The sequence below is a fragment of the Flavobacterium hibernum genome, from assembly GCF_000832125.1.
GTDB classification, from domain to species: Bacteria; Bacteroidota; Bacteroidia; order Flavobacteriales; family Flavobacteriaceae; genus Flavobacterium; species Flavobacterium hibernum.
The window spans coordinates 279,317-297,015 of record NZ_JPRK01000003.1; the positions used below are offsets into that span (position 1 = coordinate 279,317).

Sequence of the window (17,699 nt, forward strand, 5' to 3'; positions counted from 1 at the left end):
CTAAGATGCCTTTAAATGCAAAAGGGATAGCAAAATGCTAATCCCTTCTGAATGTAATTTTTTTAAACTCCCACTTCTTTTAACCATTTTTTTATTCCTTCGTCAGATGGTCTTGGCGCATCTGGATCAATAATATTACCTTGTGGATCTAATAAAATGAATCGAGGAATACCTGCTACTTCATAAGCTTTCTCAAAAGAACTATCGCCATTGGCAAATAACTGCATGCCTGTCAATTGAAGATCTCCTACCATTTTTTTCCATTTATCATGATCTTTTACACGGTCGACAGAAATACTAACGAAGCTTATATTTTGATCGTGAAACTCTTTCTCCAAAACTTTAAGAAAAGGGATTTCTTTTTTACAGGGTCCACACCAGGTAGCCCATAAATCGATATAAACAAACTTCCCTTTCAGATCATCTAAGGATGTTATACCTCCATTGTAGTTTTCATAATTGACGAATTTTGGAGAAACCATTCCTTTAGGTAGAATTTTATCCTGATGCTTTTTCAATCCGGTAGTTTTATTATATCTGTCTACACTGCTTTTTTTAAAATCTTCAAAATCCTTTTCTTCAAGAGCAATAAACGATGCATCTAAACCTTTGGTTTCTTTGAGGATTTTTTGGTAACCCGCCACTATTTCATCTATTCTTTTTATAAATTCATCGTTATCTAATTTAAATATAGATTTATCGGCAGTTGCTTTTTCAGAGTATAAGGCTTTCCTAAACAGATATTTGTTAGGTATAGCGCCCTCACCTTTAAATTCCATTGTTTCGTCCCATTGTTTGGTATCAAAAGTAATTTTCAAATTATAACCATTTTTGAAATAAAAAAAGCCTTGTTCTTTACCATCAAAAATGCCGTAAAAGCCTTCTTTTACTCTCAATGTGTCCGCAAAAGAACCATCTTTGTTAACATTTATTCTTTTTATTTTAGTTCTGCCTTTGAATACCAATAAGGAATCTGAGTTTTTCTCTATTATTTTTCCGGAAAGACGCACATAATCAGTTGTTGCTTTTTGCGCAAAAGTATGTAGATTCAAAACAAGGGCTACAATACCTAAACAATACCATTTTTTCATTATACTTTTAATTTATTTCGTTTATATAGTTTTAGAATTATTTAAATTTTATTTTCGGTGTAAGTAATCCCGGATTTAATGGTCATAAAACCATCTTGTAAGTTTTCAATTGCCTTTGACGGATCTGAATTTGTAATATAAAAATCTGCTCGTTTGCCTATTGCTATAACCCCTCTATCTTCTACTCCAATACTTTCTGCCCCCACTACTGTAACACTTATCAAAGCATCTTTATTGGTAAAACCACAGTCGTTAGTCAGAATTTTTATTTCTTTGAATAAGGGAACAACATGATCTTTTTCAAATAAATAAGGCCAATCTGTTCCTGCAGAAACCTTGACACCAAGCTCATGAGCTCTTTTAGTTACCTTCATACCCACATAAAGCTTATTATTATTTCCAATATAATTAGTAGCATCCAATATAACGTTGTTGGTTTTCATGAGTAATAAAAGCTTATCCAGCTTTTTTTCATCAATATCGGGTCTTTTAGACCTATTCATTTTTTCAGTAGTAAAATCATAAGGAATATCAAATGCATGCGACATGCTGTTTACTTTTGCATTGGCAATATCAGTGGGCGTGGCAGGAAAAACTGCAGCATGGCTCCAACATTGTAATCCCTGAAGTTTTGCCTCTTTTACAATTTTTTTAATAAGATCTTGAGTCAAATCAGAGTATATTTTTATTCCGGTGACACCTGCTCCTTTAGCTTCTGCAATGGCAATTTTCATATCTGTTTTTTCCGTAATAGTTTGCTCCCAGGGTGTATCGCTTTTATCTTTGGAATACTTTCTCATTGAATCGAAATAGGCTGCCCCTCCAAACTGAGCTGCATAAAAAATGGACGGTGCCGGCAATTGATTAAGGGTGCTGGCACGTTTATAGTCTGCAAGAATAATTGCATTTCCGGTCATGTCTCTTACAGAGGTAATTCCGGCATAGATCATTTTCGAAAGTTGATCCTGCATATATTTATTATTTTTTTCTCTATTCAAATCGGGTACTGTAGCTAAATGAACATGTGAATCAATTAGCCCAGGCATCACATATTTTCCAGTAATATCAATTACATCAGCTCCTGGATATTTAGTAAGATCCTCAGTATACAAAATGTCTTTGATCTTCTCGCCATCTATTACAATACTCCCTTTCTTACTATCAAATTTATCGTCAAAAATAAATCCGTTTTTAAGGATGGTCATTTTTGAGTTTTCTTTACTTTGAGAATATCCCATCAATATTGAACAGACTACAAACCAAAAGATGAGAACTTGTTTTTTCTTCATTTTTTAAGGTATTTATTTTTTTTAAATGTCATTATGAGTCCACTTTTTTAACACAAAGTGGACTCTACTTATCTTTTTAATATCCGGGGTTTTGTGCAATTCCCGAACGATCAATTTCTGTTTGTGGGATTGGTAAAGCAAATCGATCTGCTTTTGGCGGTAAGCCATTGCCTCCTGCTCTCGTTAAACCTAAACCTAATCTCTTTAGTTCTGTAAATCTGAATCCTTCAAATGCCAGCTCTCTCCTGCGTTCGTTTAGAATTTCTTTATTGAGATCTGCTCCAGTAAAGTCACCTAAGCCTCTCGCGTTTCTCAGTTTATTCAAATTCGCTAACGCTGCAACACTGTTGTTTTCCTGTAAATATGATTCTGCTAGTATTAGATACAATTCTGGTACTCTTATTAATTTAAGATCGATGTTTCCCGGATCAAATGTCGCGGCATTTGTTGTTCTAGTTCCAGCCTGCTTCTTTGGAAAATAGCTTCCTTTGATTGTAGGATGACTTTTAAAATATACCGAGAATCGAAAATCTTTATTCTGATCGTATAGGCTAAGCAAATCATTCGATACCACATATGGGTAGCTGGACATTACAGGTATTGCAAAAATTCCTGCGGTATACTGCACCTCTGTATTTTCAAAACGAATTCTAAACATAATCTCGCCAGAATCATCCTTATCCCATTCTTTTTGAAGCGCTGCAAGCGTAGTATCTAATTTATACCTTGTATCAGTCAAGGCTAAATTAGCATATACAATAGCATTTTTGTAATCACTTGTTTCATGATACACACGTGCCAATAATGCATAAATAGCCGTTTTAGATATTCTGTAAGAGTTAACCACATTGTTGGCAAGAGGTGCGGCTTCATTTAAATCGGCCAGAATGTAATTGATAACTTCAGCCGAAGTATTTCGAGGTTTACTATCTAAGAGAGCATCTGTTTCAAATCGGTACGGAACTGCCAATGCCGTTTTATTGGTATTGTAAGCCGGCGCATAAAAGCGATATAAATTGTAATATATGAGTGCTCTTATACCTAATGCTTCTCCCAAAAAAGCATTTTTATTGGCAAGTGTACTTTTTCTGGCTTGTCTAATAATGGTATTTACATTGTTGAGAGCCTGATAAGAAATTTTCCAAAATCCTTCAATATTTCCTGTTGTGCTGGTATAAGCGAGCGGATAAATATTTTCTAAGCTGCCATCAAGGGAATAGTCCTTTGAGTCAGATGATCCCACCAAATCATCGCTGATGGCTTCCGGAATGGAATAAATTCCATGAGAATAGCCAAAGAAATCCTGTTTCATAACCCCGTAAACACCATCTAGAGCACTTCTAAAACCTCCATCTGTCTGAAAAAGAGTTTCGGGCGACAATTCATCTAAAGGCTCTTTATTTATAATATCATCAGTACAAGCACTTAAAAAAGTAACCAGTACTGTGGCAAAGAATAATTTTACATTTGTTTTCATCTATACTATTGTTTTTTTTATCTGTCCGATAGAATTTGATTTTCCTCTTGTTATCTACGCCTTATTATGAAAATGCGTATTTAGACCTTTCTCTTTCTTAAAAATTAACATTCATCCCAAATGAGTATCCTCTAACAATCGAAGAAGAGAGTCCAATACCTCCCGCTGCAGTAGCATATTCAGGATCAGTATAACTAACCGCCGATTTGGTGAAAAGATTTTGCCCTTGAAGAAAAAATCTAAGACGTTCTACTCCAATTTTTTTTGCAACTTCTTTGTCAATAGAGTATCCAATCATAATATTTTTCAATTTTATATAGCTCGCATTTTCAAGAAATTGAGATGATGCCTTATAATCTGATACCATTGATGCTGTTGGTCTTACCAAGTATACTTGCCTTATTGCCAAATCAGACTGGTCACCGGGATTTTTCCACGCATTAGCTACGTCAACATGCTGGTTAAATGCGGGATTATTGTATAAATTATACACTCCTTCATTTAACACATAATGTCCTGCGGCATACGAAATCAAGAAGGACATATCTACATTTTTATATTTAAAAGTGTTTGTTAAACCTCCATAGTACTTAGGAATCGAAGTTTTATTAATAACCTTTCTTAGGTTGTTAATTTCGACAGTGTTAGAACTGGTTCTGTTAGTATTAAAATCTACCAATTTTCCATCTGCTGCTGTATATTGATTAAAGCCGGTTACTGGATTTACTCCTGCCCAATCCACAATATAAAAAGATCTAATTGCACTTCCGGCCTTAAAAACTGTAGATCCCGAGTTTGATAAAATATCTTTGTCGTCTGACAAGGATAAAACCGTTCCTTTATTGTTTGCAATATTAAAATCCGTTGTCCATGTAAAATTCTGATTTTTAATATTTACACTGTGCAGGCTTATTTCTATACCTTCATTTCTGAAATCTCCAATATTAGAAACAAGTTCTGAGAAACCGGAAGTAAGCGGTATTGGTTTATTGTTCAACAGGTCTTTTGTAGTTCTAACATAATAATCAACTGTTCCGCTAATTCGATTATTAAAGAAACCATAATCGATACCAACGTTTATATTAAAGTTTTTCTCCCATGTCAAATCTGCATTTTCACCTCTGGTTAGGTATGGAGCTGTGCTTCCTGCATACGTAATCTGACTTCTGTAACCATACAAGGACTGAGAGGCAAAATCACCAATAAAATCGTTTCCGGAAGTTCCAACACTTGCCCTCAATTTTAAAGAGCTTACTGTTTTAATTCCATTAAGTAAATCTTTATGCATATCCCAAGAAGACCCTACGGACCAAAAATTAGCATATTTGTTATTGTTCCCAAAGCGAGAGGAGCCATCTCTCCTAAATGAAACCGAGAGGTTGTAGCTATTATTGAACGTATAATTTAATCGGGAAAAATAAGAAAGAGAACCAGCCTGAGATTTTCGCTCTGTGATCGCACCAACGCTTTTTGCAGCACTTATCGTCTGCACTGCGTCAGAGCTAAAATCCTTTGCTGTAAGGTTAAGACTGTTGGTCTCACTCTCGTTAACTTCATAACCCATAACCATATCAAATGCATGTTTTTGAAATGTATGCGTTAAAGTTGCGGTCAGTGTTCCTGTGTAATTGTTACTATCACCCGAATTGTAGGTCAGCGCACCTCCATTGACGATTACATTTTCATAACTATTACTTTTAGAGGTATTGAAGTTAGCCCCCAAAATACCATTTAAGATTAACCATTTTACCGGAGTATAGGTAAGGTTTGCACTTCCGCCAATGTTTTTTCGGTTGTTATTCACAGTCGTATTATCTCTTACAAATATTGGGTTGTAAGGAACTCCGGTAGAATTACCAATATCTAATAGTCGTAATGAATTTCCGTTAGCATCTTTAATTGCCAGCCAAGGATTTAAAAGAAATGCGTTTGAAAAAGGTGATCCCACTGTACGTCTATCTTCCTCATTTACGTTTCCAAAATTTCCAGAAAATCCCACTTTTAACTTTTTGTTCAAATCATAATCTACACGCATTGACACTGTGTATCTTTTGTAATGACCTCCAAAAATATTATCGACATTGTTGTAAGTAAGCGAAGTGTAGTAATTAGCCTTGTCTGAACCACCTGAAAAAGAAATATCATTTTCACGGTTAATTTCGTTAGTTAATAATAAATCTGCCCAATTTACGTCCTGACCAGAAGCTCTTCTTTTTTGAAGTAAGGCAGGATTCGTTTTGTAGAAACCCAATGACTCTTCAAAATCTAATTTTTGAGAAGCATTCATTAAGTCGTTAGTAAAAGACCTATCTGCATATTTAACTCCTAAACGGCTGTTAAAAGCCACTTTAAGTTTCGTATTTCTGGAGCCTCTCTTTGTAGTTACAATAAGAACTCCATTTGTTCCTTTAGATCCGTAAATAGAAGTCGCTGCGGCATCTTTCAGAATACTAATATCCTGTATGTCGGCTGCATTTAGCATAAATGAATCTAATCCAGATCTTGGCATCTGCACGCCGTCTACCACAATCAATGGCTCTGTACTGGCACTTATAGAGCCCACACCTCGCAACAACATAGTTGGTGGTGAATCTGGAGAAGAAAAACTTTCCTGAACAAACAGACCGGGAACTACACCAATCAAGGCATCGGCAAATGATACATTCTGGGTATTCTGCAATACCTTTGTGTCCAGTTTTGTTACAGCGCCTGTTATTTTATCGCGGGTCATTTTTCCATATCCTACTAAAACAAGCTCATTCAATTCATTAGTAGTGGGTTCAAGAGTAACGTTAAGTATTACCTGATCAATAATTTTAATTTTTTTTGTAGCAAAACCTAAAAAACTAAAAGTAACAAGATCGCCCTCATTTGCCATTATTTGATATTTTCCGTCAAAGTCAGAAACTGTACCTTGCTTGTTATCATTTACCAGAATTGTTGCCCCAATTATGGGCATTCCCGTATTATCTGTAACTAATCCGGAAATTTTCCTTTGCTTATTGGCTTGAATGTTACCATTAGCAGATGAAACCGCAGCTTTTGTGTTTAATGCAATAACAATCAAGTTATTATTTACAAATTCAGCTTTGTAATTATCACCAATCAATACTTTGATAACGGCCATTATTTCGGCGTTATTTACTGCAATATTTACTATTCTGTGTGAATCAAAAGTATCATCACTATAGAAAAATTCTACATTGGTCTTTTTGGTAATTGTTTTTAAAACAGATGCTACTGACTTGTTTTTTGCGTTTAGAGTTATCTTTTGGGCAGAAGCAAAAGCAACTATATTAAAAAGAAATATTGACAATATTATGGATTTCCTCATGATGCTAAGAAAATTATCCCAAAGTGCGGATTTTACCCTGCAATCTTTTGCGGATAGGTTTTTTTTCATACTTTTAAAATGTTTTGGTTGGTTAATTGGTTTCGAACTCTTTTTTTCGACTGAACAAATACTAGCCGGGAAATGGTGCAAACATTTTCCGGTTTTTTTTACTTACTAATGGTTACTTCATACGTTTGGTTTAGTTTGGTTATTTTATATTTCACATTCGATGTTTTTCTAATTATATCCAAAAATTGATCGATTGACTGGTCTTTTAAAACAATTCCGGTGAATTTAATCTGCTCTAATGATTTTTGTTCGAACCTTACATTAAAGTTGTACCATCTTTCCATTTTGTCTAAAATATTTTTCAGATTTTCATTTTCAAAATAAAACTTACCATCTTTCCAAGCGCTGGAAACAAAAGGATCAACTTCTACTACTCTCAAAACTTCATTTCGTACACTAGCCTGCTGCCCTGGTTTTAAAACAACAGATTCGTTCTTTTGGGTTTTATTTATTGGAGAAATTTTTACTTTCCCTTCTGCAAGTGTAGTTTCAAATTTCTTGTCTTCCTGATAAGCACTTACATTAAAATGTGTCCCTAAAACAGTAACATTTCCAGATTTGGTTTTAACTGTAAAAGGACTATGGGGATTTTTGCTCACTTCAAAATAAGCTTCACCTTCTAAGGTTACATCTCGAGTATTTCCGCTAAATATTACAGGATATTTTAAAGATGATTTTGAATTAAGCCAGACCTTGGTTCCGTCTGAAAGTATAATAGCATAAATACCACCAACAGGTACAATCAAAGTATTCTCTCCATTTGAAACCATTCCTTTATTAGCTTTAGCATCATAAACCAAAACCTGATTTACATTTGAAATCACGCCATTTTTCGAAATGATCTTTTCTTTCTCAGGTTTTAAGGAAACAACTGTTCCATCTGCAAGAACAAGTGTTGGATTGTTGTATTTCGGTTCAATATCTTTTACAACTACTTCTTGATTTTGCATTTTAGCATCATTATTGAGGAAGTAGAAAATAGAAGAAATTGCTGCTAAAAAAACTAAAATTGCTGCGTATTTCAATACGTTTTTATAATCAAAAAGTGAAATTATTGGTGCTTCTCCAAAATCAATTTTTTCTTTAATTTTTTCAAAAGCTAAATCTGTATGAACCGTTTTATAAAATCTTTCCTTAGATTTTAAAGTTTCTACATTAATAACTTTTTGGTAATATTCTTGATTTTCGGGTATAGAAAGCCATTCCTGCAAAAGAGCATTTTCTTCAATCGATAGTTCTCCCGTAAGAAGTTCCTTTCTTATAAGAGCAGTGATTACAAATTCTTTCTTTCCTTGAGACATGTTTTTTGATATTTAAGTATCGGTTATTAACACTTTAAGTAATGTTATATAACTAAGAGTATAAAATATCAAAAATGGGTGGAAAGATTTTTTATTATTTTTATAAAAATAATAAAAGGAATAAAAGTTCTGAATGATTCCTGAGTTTAACCTTCAATAACTCTATTGCACGGGCACGCTGAGACTTAACTGTATTTATCGAAATATTAAGCTGTTCAGCAATATCTCTGTATTTCAATCCTTCTATACAGGAAAGTTCAAAAACTTCTTTGCATTTTTCCGGTAACGAATTCAAAGCTTCAATCAAAGTCGCATATAATTCTTCTTCCAGGATATTAAAATCAAAATCTAAAGTTTCATGAGATAATTCATTATTCAATTGAATACCTTTCTGTTCATTTTTTAAGATCAAAAATGAACCATTTCGAACCATGGTGTAGAGATAAGACTTAACATCAATTATCTTTTCAAATTTTACACGGTTTTCCCAAAGCTGTAACATAACATTTCCAACTACTTCCTCGGCAAGAAAATTGTCTTTAACCAAACCATAACTGTAGCTCACAAGTCTTGGATACAAAGAATAAAATAGCTCTTTGTAATACGCTTCATCAATTTTAATATTTCCGTTATCTAGGCTAATTTTTTGTCATGGTTTGTTTCCACAAATATAAATTTAATATCAACAAATCAACATTTCCACAACATAATTATCATTCAATTTCCCAAAGAGATGCAAAAAAGTAAGAATAAAACGCTTTTTAATGGTTTTACAAAAATGGTTTTAAATTAAATTCTTCTAAGCTAATTATACATCTTTTTGATTTGTATAAAATATCCTAAAAACTACAATCTTAAACTTCAAAAATTCGTACAGATCAGTAATTGAAAATCTATACAATTGACTGCTAGATATCAGAATAAAATAATTGCAATCCCGACGACTCCAAAAAAAAAGCCTGTAAACTTATTGCTTACAGGCTTTTTAATTAACTTATTTTAAATATTTATTAGTTTTTAAAAATATTCAATTCCTCATTATAAACAGGGCTTTCGATATTTAAAAAATTTAAAACACTATGAAACACATGATTCTGAGTTAATGTTTTATTAGCTTTCAGTTGTTTCGAGTTATCAGATACCCAAACTATAAAAGGTATTTCATATTGTTCTTTTGGAGCAAAACTCATTGGAACTCCGTGCATGTATAGATTTTTTTCTCCTAAAGATTCTCCGTGATCCGAAACAAAAATCATGGTACTCTTAAACTCTTTTAATTCTTTCAAATCATCAATTACGCTAGATAAAATATAATCGGTGTAAACAATTGTATTATCATAAGCGTTGATAAGTTCTGTTTGAGAACATTTTCCTAATTCAACACTATTACAAACAGGCTTAAAAGTTTCGAATCGTGGCGGATATTTTTTACTGTAAGTAGGTCCGTGACTTGTACTGGTGTGTAATACAATCAATATCTTGTTCTTTTTACTGGCTAATATCTGCTCTTTTAGTCCTGTTAAAAGAATTTCATCATAATCACATCCCTCTCCTTTACAGTCTTTCCTTAAAACATCTCGATTTTGATAATTCTTAATATGTACCGGAGGTTCTCCCCAGTTTGAAGTTCTCCAGACAACCTCTACATTATTTCTATAAAGATAGTTAGGCAGTATTTCATATAGATCATCGCTATTCGTATGCTCTAAAATACATTTTACACCCGCAGTAGTATACGTAGCACAGGAAGTAGCATCAAAATGAAATACATTTGGCGTTTTAGAGAGTAATGGATTTGTATTTTTATCGTAACCGTATAAAGAAAAATTCTGTCTTCTGGCAGATTCTCCAATAACTAAAACTACTACAGATTTCTGATTGTCTTTTATTGTCGCGTTTGGCAATAAAATTTCTTTTTCATTCTTTTTATACTTATGAATATAAAAAAGTGAAGTGTTTACAGTATACGACCAAGGCATTGCAAGACCTCCCAATTGTTTTGAGTTTTTATCTATCCATAACAAATTGCTTGCATTGGCCATTACTAAAACAATAGTAAGTAATAATGCTAAAGAAGAAATGGTTAGCCCTTTCTTTAAAGTTACATTTATTATTTTAGCTTTAATAATATAAACACTTGGAAGAACTCCTAATACAATTATATATAATATTAATTTAAAAGAAAAGTAACTGCTCGACTCTTCATAATTGGTATTAAATACATTACCAATCATGCTCTCGTCTACAATAACGCTGTATGTATTAACAAAATAAACGGCAATTGAATTGATCATAAAAAACAGGACCAACAAAAATTTTCCAAAATAATGTGAGAGAGAAAAAAAGAGAAAAAAAACAAATGCGTTTAAAACAAACACTAGAATTACCAAACTCACAACCAAAATTACTCCGTTAAAACTTGAATAATCTACATTATTAAATACATAAGTAAAAAACGGTAAGTGAAAGAATAAAAAATTCAACACACTCAAAATGGCAACAAAATGAGTTATTTTGATATTATTTTTTAACATAAAGTGTAATAATTTTATATAATGAAAAGGCTAAACTAATAAATGCAAAATAAAAGATGATCAAATTATCATTAATAATTCTGTTGACTAGCAAAACACAGCCAAACACAAACAATAAAATTAAAATTGGGTAATATTTTTTAACGCTTATCCATGCCAATATTTTATATTTTCGGGTAATAAAAATACCTAAAAGCCCAGACAGATAACCAATAACGCTACCTATAATAATATCAAGCGGGTAATGTGCTCCTACTGCTACTCTTGTAAAAGCAAGAAAGTATCCAAGATTCATGATTGAAAAAATCCATAATATTTTAGATTTCGTTTCTTTTGGCATAAAACCAAACATTAAAACGGTAAGTATTGCAAAGATTGTTATGGTATGTCCTGAAGGACAGCTATTGTGACCGCAAACAGCTCTTCCAACAATATAAAAAGTATTATTATCAAATATTGCGGCTGGTCGTGGTACTGCAAACATACTTTTAAAGGGACAACAAAGTACAAGTGAAACTAACAAAGTTGACAGTAAAGCCTCCCATATTTTTGGCGCATAAACAACGAATAAACTCAAAAATGATAAAGAAACTAACGCATCTCCAAATTGAGTGAGATTATACTCGAGATGAGGATATTGTCCTAAATGAGAATTTATATAAAAAAAACAATCTTTTTGAATTTCTATATATTTATCAGCACATAAAGCGCCTTTACTATATAAAAATAAAACAATGGCAATTAAGGAAAATAGAGGCAAAAAAAATAAGCTTAACTTAAGTCTTGAATAATTATTAATAATATTTGCATTCATTTTTATTAATCTTTTTTATGCTTTAAATAGAGTTCTCAAATAATTTACATCTTAAAATATTGCTCTTCTTTGACCTAAAAAGAAAATGATCAACACCAATCTAAAAGCGCCAATAACTATAGTTCTTATTGCTTATAAACCACTTCATCTTTTTCTCAAAACTTTTAATAATTCATGAAATTTGCCGGCTGCAAGATTAGCTAATCTCAATATTCTGCTCATGAATAACACTTTAAAAAAAAGTAAAGTAATTGGTCAATTTTGAAGAAATTTAGAATTTGTATTCTGTAATGTAATTTTTGATTATCGTTTGCGGGTTATTAAATAATCTCTTTATAAAAAAATAATTATTGGCTTCTATCTCTCTTAGAAAGAACTAAAATTGATAAATTAGCATACTGATAATCCTTAATTTATTTAGCCTGCAAATTTTTAAAATTTCGGCATTATCAATAATCATTAAAGGTTTTACTTATAACACAATAAGGTATATTTAAAATCTAATTTTTACATTAGTCTGTTTTTATTTCAATTGCAATCAACTTTAAATCATTACTTTATAATTAATAGCTATTAAATACAAATCATCTCAGATTCAGTTTTTCTTCAAAATTTATATCTAAACTTGCAGTATGAAAATTTTAATTATAGAAGACGAGCTGGAAATTGCTCAGAGCATTAAAAATTATTTTAGAACTAACGGAATTCAATGCGAAATGGCCGAAAACTATAAATTGGCATTGAGCAAAATTGATTCTTACGATTACGACTGTATTCTGCTTGACCTTATGTTGCCTGATGGTGACGGATTTGATATATTAAGAGAACTTAAAAGAAAAAACAAAACCGACGGAGTAATTGTGGTTTCGGCCAAAGAAACTCTTGAAACACGTTTGGAAGGATTCAATCTTGGTGCAGATGATTATTTGACTAAGCCATTTCATTTATCTGAACTCTTGGTTCGAATGCAGGCACTTATAAGACGAAAAAACTTTAAGGGTTCGAATAATCTTATTTTCAATGAAATTGTAATTGATATATTATCTAAATCAGTTACCGTTAATGATATTAAATTAGATTTAACAAAGAAAGAACTGGATTTGCTTCTCTTTTTAATTGGCAATGAAAACAAAGTATTATCTAAAGCCGCAATTGCCGAACATCTTTCCGGAGATATGGCAGACATGCTCGACAATCACGATTTTATCTACGCGCACATTAAAAATCTAAAAAAGAAATTGTCTCAGGCAGGAAGCGGAGATTACATTAAAACAGCTTACGGACTTGGATATAAATGGGAAAATGAATAATAAAAAACTGCTTAACAAAACCACAAACAGCTTTCTTATCTATGCTATTATCATATTATTGATATCGGCACCCTTGTTTTATCTTGTAAGCCAGTGGCTTTATGTTTACGAAACAGATGAAGTACTTCATTTTCATAAAGGTGCATTTATAAAAGAAAGTCACAAGGATTTCACACAAAAAGATATTGATTTATGGAACAAATACAATAATGAAGTAATGATTGTTCCTGATATGGGTGTTACCAAAGATTCTATTGTGGGTAAAATGCTTTACGATTCTATCGCAAAAGAAAAAGAACCTTTTCGCGTTTTATATGCACCTGTAACGATAAACGGAAAAAAATATACGTATACTGAGAAAATAAACCTGCTAGAAATGGAGGGAATGGTTTTTAGCATTGCCGGCATGTTTCTTTTTATCATTATTATGCTTCTGATTGGAATTATTTGGATATCAAAAGCTACTGCCGCAAAAATTTGGAGTCCTTTCTATAATACGCTAAATCAGATTCAGGATTTTGAAATTGATAAAAATAAACCTCCACATTTTATTCCTACTGATATTGACGAATTTGATCGTCTTAATAAAAGCTTAGAAAGACTTATCGAAAAAAACACAGCCATTTATAAAAGTCAGAGAGAATTTGTCGAAAATGCTGCACACGAACTTCAAACTCCTTTAGCATTATTTCAAACTAAAATTGATACCCTTACTCAATTAGACTTAAACGAAGAGCAATCTCTTTTGGTTGCGTCTTTAAATACAGATGTTTCCAGATTAAACAGGCTTAATAAAAACCTGTTATTACTCTCTAAAATTGACAACGAAAGTTTTCTTGAAAAAAGCGATATTGTTCTTAATGATTATATTAATAAACATTTAGACTTTTTTACAGAACAGGCCAATGCAAAAAACCTGACTATTATAACTGAATTTACTTCAACTTTAAGCTTAACAGGAAATCCAGCTCTTACAGAAGTATTGATTAATAATTTGTTTTTGAATGCGATTCGCCACAACGAAAAAAACGGAAAAATCATTATTACAACTCTTAATAATGAATTGATATTTGCAAACACTGGACAAAACTCTCCTTTAAAAATTGAGAAACTCTTTAATCGATTTTCTAAAACTAATCCTTCTTCTCAAGGAAATGGGCTTGGTTTGGCTATTATCAAAAAAATCACCGAACTTAATCATTGGCAAATAAACTATAGTTTTCAGGATAATTTGCATCATTTTAGTGTGAAATTTTAAAAAATTCAAACTTCCTACAGATTCGTATTTCAACTTTGTACTATGTTTTTTATCAATCAAAAAAAATAGTACTTATGAAAAATTCAATCTTCGCATTCTTAGCGTTGCTTTTTTCTTCCTTTGCCATTGCGCAAAGTGTAAGCGAAAAAGACGTTCCTAATATTGTAAAATCGACTTTCTTACTATCCTATCCAGATCAAGCTAATGTAAAATGGGAGAAGGAAAAAGGAAATTATGAAGCCAACTTTACAATTGGCAAAACTCAACATGCGATGCTTTTAGATTCTAGCGGAAATATCCTGGAAACTGAAGAGGAAATCAGCGTGAAAAAACTGCCTGCCAAAGCTTTGGCTTACATTCAAAAAAACTACAAAAACAAAAAAATTACTGAAGCTGCAAAAATAACCGATGCTCATGGCAAAGTTACTTTTGAAGCTCAGGTCACTTCGATTGACCTAATTTTTGACAAACAAGGAACTTACATTAAAAGCATCGCAGATTAAAATCATAAAAATGAAATTAAAGATAATATTAGTATTGTCGTTTCTTGTAATGAAAATTTACAATGTTACGGCACAAAACAACTCAGCCTCAATCTCAGGATTAATTAAAGATAAAACTTCGAAGACTTCACTTCCTTATATTAATGTAGTTTTAAAAACGGCAAAAGACCAAAAAATGCTTGCCGGTACTGTGACCAATGAAGAGGGTCGTTTTAATATTCCCGCAGTACCATCTGGAAATTATATTCTGGAAATCAGTTCTACGGGTTATAAAACCAAAACTCAAAAACTTTTTGTTGGCTCGCTTTCAGACTTTCTAGATCTTAATAGTATCGATCTCGAAGAAGATATCAATACGTTGTCTGAAGTCATTGTAACTTCTAAAACTTCTGAAGTTAGTGCCAAAATGGACAAAAAAGTATTTTCTGTAGCCGATAATATTACTCAAAGCGGAGGTTCAGTTCTTCAATCTATGCAAAGTCTTCCGGGTGTGACGCTTCATGACGGAAAAGTACAACTTCGTGGTAACGATAAAGTAATGGTTCTTATTGACGGAAAACAAACTGCTCTTACTGGTTTTGGAAATCAATCCGGTCTTGACAATATTCCGGCATCGGCCATTGAAAAAATTGAAATTATAAACAATCCTTCTGCAAAATTTGATGCCAACGGAAATGCTGGTATTATCAATATCATTTATAAAAAAAATAAACAGGAAGGTTTTAATGGTAAAGTTGGAATTACCTCTGGTTATGGTGCGCTTTGGGAACGTAAAGCCAATTTGCCAACCATACGTCCGCAATACCAAATGACTCCAAAAATAAATCCTTCTTTGTCTCTAAATTATCGAAAGGAGAAAATAAACGCTTACGTTCAGGCCGATTATCTTTATACTGAAACACTTAATAAAAATGAATTTGTAACCAGAACTTATGACGATGGTACAATTATAAATCAGCAAACGGTTAGAAATCGTAATACTCATTTTACAACTTTTAAATCTGGAATAGACTGGAATTATAACGACCGTAACAGTTTTTCTTTTTCGGGACTTTTTGGAAGTGAAAAAATCATTGATAACGGAGATGAACCTTTCTTTAATCAGGATTACTCGCAACGACTACGACTATGGTCGTTTCTGGAAGATGAACTAAAAACAACGCTAATGGCGAGTGCTTCTTACGAACACAAATTCAGTCAGCCGGGACATAAATTAAATGCAGGAATTAACTATACGTATCATCGTGAAGACGAAAAATATTTCTTTACCAATACAATGCCTGATTTTGTTGGACAAGATTCTTTTAAACTTTTATCTGATGAAAAGGTAATCGACATTAATCTTGATTATATCAAACCGCTAAAATACGGACGATTTGAAACTGGTTTTAAATTCAGAAACCGCGAAATCCCTACCAATATGCAATTCTTCCCCGGACAGAATTCGCCTATTGATACCAACGCCGGAGGATGGGCCAATTATAAAGAAATAATTCCGGCACTTTATTCTAATTATATTTTTGAGAGTAATAAAATCGAAGCTGAACTTGGATTGCGTCTTGAATATGTAAAACTCCAATATGATGTTAATCCAAATCATCCTACCTATAAAAGTGATGGTTACAATTATACCGAACCTTTCCCAAATATGCGTTTTGGCTATAAAATCGATGATAAAAATAAAATCACCGCTTTTTATAACCGCAGAGTCGACAGACCTGCCGAAGTCGATATTCGTATTTTTCCAAAATATGATGATGCTGAGATTATAAAAGTTGGAAATCCGGCACTTCGCCCGCAATTCACGAATACTTTTGAAGTGGGATATAAAAAAACAATGCCTAAAGGTTATTTTACTTCCTCGATTTATTACAGAATCATAAACGGAACTATTGCGCGCATAGCAACGACAGTTCCTGATAGCAATTTAATTTATAATGTATTTCAAAATGCAGATAAAAGTAGTTCTATAGGAATTGAAGCAATTTATTCGAATGAAGTTACTTCTTGGTACTCCTTTAATGTTAACGGAAATTTGTATCAAAATACGATTGACGCTTTTACGGTTACAAATTTGTATCCTATTCCAAGTATTTATGTTGGCGAACGTCAGCAAATGATTTCGGGAAATCTAAAATGGAACAATACCTTACAGTTCAGTAAAACATTAAAAGGTCAGGTTTCTGCACTTTATCTCGCGCCTGATGTTGTGCCACAGGGAAAAATTGATTCGAGATTCTCGGTTGATTTGGGAATTAAAAAAACCGTACAAAAAGGAAAAGGTGAAGTTTTCGTAAACGCCACTGATATTTTTAATACTCTGGTCGTACAAAAAGAAATATCAGGAAACGGTTTTAGCTATAATAGCAAAGATTATTACGAAACACAAGTAATACGTTTTGGATATAGTTACAAGTTTTAGACTGTGCTTTATTATTTTAGCCCGTTGATTGTGATACTTTAATAAACAAACCTATCGCAAATTAAAGAAAGTTTTGTCATTTCGACGAAGGAGAAATCACATCCGATATTCGACAAAGATTAGCGAGTTTCTAGTGTAATTTCTCCTTCGTCGAAATGACAATATTGTGGTTTAAACGAACCTTTACGAGATTAATTTTATTTTTTCTTTGTCATTTCGACGAAGGAGAAATCACATCCGATATTCGACAAAGATTGACGAGTTTCTAGTGTGATTTCTCCTTCGTCGAAATGACAA

At 32.5% G+C, this 17,699-nt stretch carries 12 protein-coding genes; 4 read left to right on the forward strand and 8 right to left on the reverse strand.

Annotated elements, in window-relative coordinates; genetic code table 11:
* Nucleotides 1–62: 62 nt before the first annotated feature.
* The 8 genes from IW18_RS03155 to IW18_RS03190 all read right to left on the reverse strand — a co-directional run bounded on the left by IW18_RS03155 (nt 63) and on the right by IW18_RS03190 (nt 11,909).
* A complete protein-coding gene (locus IW18_RS03155) occupies nt 63–1,091 on the reverse strand; it encodes a TlpA family protein disulfide reductase (protein WP_041516120.1) in 1,029 nt (342 codons plus the stop codon).
* A gap of 41 nt (nt 1,092–1,132) precedes the next feature.
* Nucleotides 1,133–2,380: an amidohydrolase family protein gene (locus IW18_RS03160; protein ID WP_041516121.1), complete on the reverse strand. Its 1,248-nt coding sequence runs from the start codon at nt 2,378–2,380 to the stop codon at nt 1,133–1,135.
* Nucleotides 2,381–2,456: 76 nt separating this feature from the next.
* On the reverse strand, nt 2,457–3,857 hold the full coding sequence (locus IW18_RS03165) for a RagB/SusD family nutrient uptake outer membrane protein (RefSeq protein ID WP_041516122.1): 1,401 nt from the start codon (nt 3,855–3,857) through the stop codon (nt 2,457–2,459).
* A 97-nt stretch (nt 3,858–3,954) separates the two neighbouring features.
* Entirely contained in the window at nt 3,955–7,260 is a 3,306-nt protein-coding gene (locus IW18_RS03170; RefSeq protein ID WP_041516123.1) for a SusC/RagA family TonB-linked outer membrane protein, read from the reverse strand.
* A gap of 98 nt (nt 7,261–7,358) precedes the next feature.
* Entirely contained in the window at nt 7,359–8,561 is a 1,203-nt protein-coding gene (locus tag IW18_RS03175; RefSeq protein WP_052480064.1) for a FecR family protein, read from the reverse strand.
* A 100-nt stretch (nt 8,562–8,661) separates the two neighbouring features.
* A complete protein-coding gene (locus tag IW18_RS03180; protein WP_084607911.1) occupies nt 8,662–9,204 on the reverse strand; it encodes an RNA polymerase sigma-70 factor in 543 nt (180 codons plus the stop codon).
* Nucleotides 9,205–9,571: 367 nt separating this feature from the next.
* Nucleotides 9,572–11,095, reverse strand: a complete 1,524-nt coding sequence (gene eptA / locus IW18_RS03185; protein ID WP_041516125.1) for a phosphoethanolamine--lipid A transferase EptA — start codon at nt 11,093–11,095, stop codon at nt 9,572–9,574.
* Nucleotides 11,082–11,909: a phosphatase PAP2 family protein gene (locus tag IW18_RS03190; RefSeq protein WP_041516126.1), complete on the reverse strand. Its 828-nt coding sequence runs from the start codon at nt 11,907–11,909 to the stop codon at nt 11,082–11,084. The genes eptA and IW18_RS03190 overlap by 14 nt, the downstream gene beginning before the upstream one ends.
* Before the next feature lie 632 nt (nt 11,910–12,541).
* On the opposite strand from IW18_RS03190, the gene IW18_RS03195 reads away from it, so the two are divergent.
* From IW18_RS03195 to IW18_RS03210, 4 genes are all read left to right on the forward strand, one after another.
* On the forward strand, nt 12,542–13,219 hold the full coding sequence (locus tag IW18_RS03195; RefSeq protein ID WP_041516127.1) for a response regulator transcription factor: 678 nt from the start codon (nt 12,542–12,544) through the stop codon (nt 13,217–13,219).
* Nucleotides 13,212–14,477: a sensor histidine kinase gene (locus IW18_RS03200; protein ID WP_041516128.1), complete on the forward strand. Its 1,266-nt coding sequence runs from the start codon at nt 13,212–13,214 to the stop codon at nt 14,475–14,477. Before IW18_RS03195 ends, IW18_RS03200 begins: the two co-directional genes overlap by 8 nt.
* Nucleotides 14,478–14,551: 74 nt before the next feature.
* Nucleotides 14,552–14,980, forward strand: coding sequence for a PepSY-like domain-containing protein (locus IW18_RS03205; RefSeq protein ID WP_052480066.1), 429 nt, complete (start codon nt 14,552–14,554; stop codon nt 14,978–14,980).
* 10 nt (nt 14,981–14,990) lie between these two features.
* Nucleotides 14,991–17,402, forward strand: coding sequence for a TonB-dependent receptor domain-containing protein (locus IW18_RS03210; RefSeq protein WP_041516155.1), 2,412 nt, complete (start codon nt 14,991–14,993; stop codon nt 17,400–17,402).
* Nucleotides 17,403–17,699 lie beyond the last annotated feature (297 nt).

Coding starts and splice junctions, on each gene's coding strand:
- IW18_RS03205 (WP_052480066.1), top strand. CDS start 14,552: ATGAAAAATTCAATCTTCGCATTCTTAGCGTTGCTTTTTTCTTCCTTT.
- IW18_RS03210 (WP_041516155.1), top strand. CDS start 14,991: ATGAAATTAAAGATAATATTAGTATTGTCGTTTCTTGTAATGAAAATT.
- IW18_RS03190 (WP_041516126.1), bottom strand. CDS start 11,909: ATGAATGCAAATATTATTAATAATTATTCAAGACTTAAGTTAAGCTTA.
- IW18_RS03175 (WP_052480064.1), bottom strand. CDS start 8,561: ATGTCTCAAGGAAAGAAAGAATTTGTAATCACTGCTCTTATAAGAAAG.
- IW18_RS03170 (WP_041516123.1), bottom strand. CDS start 7,260: ATGAAAAAAAACCTATCCGCAAAAGATTGCAGGGTAAAATCCGCACTT.
- IW18_RS03155 (WP_041516120.1), bottom strand. CDS start 1,091: ATGAAAAAATGGTATTGTTTAGGTATTGTAGCCCTTGTTTTGAATCTA.
- IW18_RS03160 (WP_041516121.1), bottom strand. CDS start 2,380: ATGAAGAAAAAACAAGTTCTCATCTTTTGGTTTGTAGTCTGTTCAATA.
- IW18_RS03200 (WP_041516128.1), top strand. CDS start 13,212: ATGAATAATAAAAAACTGCTTAACAAAACCACAAACAGCTTTCTTATC.
- IW18_RS03165 (WP_041516122.1), bottom strand. CDS start 3,857: ATGAAAACAAATGTAAAATTATTCTTTGCCACAGTACTGGTTACTTTT.
- eptA (WP_041516125.1), bottom strand. CDS start 11,095: ATGTTAAAAAATAATATCAAAATAACTCATTTTGTTGCCATTTTGAGT.
- IW18_RS03195 (WP_041516127.1), top strand. CDS start 12,542: ATGAAAATTTTAATTATAGAAGACGAGCTGGAAATTGCTCAGAGCATT.